Raw genomic sequence first — 494 nt, 5'->3', positions numbered from 1 at the left:
TGAAGTGCACCCCAATTGTTAGACACATAATTAACAATTGGAGGTGCATTTTTTATGGCTAAATTTTCTTCAAAAGATAAAATACAAGCAGTAAAACGATATCTAGAAGGTACGGAAGGCGGAAAAACCATTGCTAATTCTATAGGGGTTCATCCTAGAGAACTTTATCAATGGATTAAACGGTTTGAATTTTCAGGGGAAAAGGCGTTTGAAAAACGCTATACAACTTACTCTCTCGAGTATAAACTAGATGTAATTCATTATATGAATGAAAATGGGACATCTCTGAGAGAAACAGCTGCTTTTTTTAATATTCCTTCTTGCGAAACACTCCGAAAATGGAAAGTAGCTTATGAAACAGAAGGATTAGATGCCCTAAAATCAAAGAAAAAGGGGCGTCTAACCATGGCCAAAGAAAAAGCTAAGCTACAACATTTAAAACAAAACGAAGTATCTCTTGAAGGTTCTATAGAAGCGCTACAAGCAGAGAATGA

At 35.4% G+C, this 494-nt stretch carries 1 protein-coding gene; it reads left to right on the top strand.

The genetic code is table 11. From position 1 onward, the window contains the following. Positions 1-54: 54 nt before the first annotated feature. On the top strand, positions 55-494 hold a 440-nt coding region (locus JDS92_RS30125; protein WP_199633043.1), incomplete at its 3' end, for a helix-turn-helix domain-containing protein.

This window comes from Bacillus cereus group sp. N12 (assembly GCF_016483575.1).
Classification (GTDB): Bacteria; Bacillota; Bacilli; order Bacillales; family Bacillaceae_G; genus Bacillus_A; species Bacillus_A toyonensis.
This window is presented reverse-complemented; position numbering and strand designations above follow the sequence as displayed.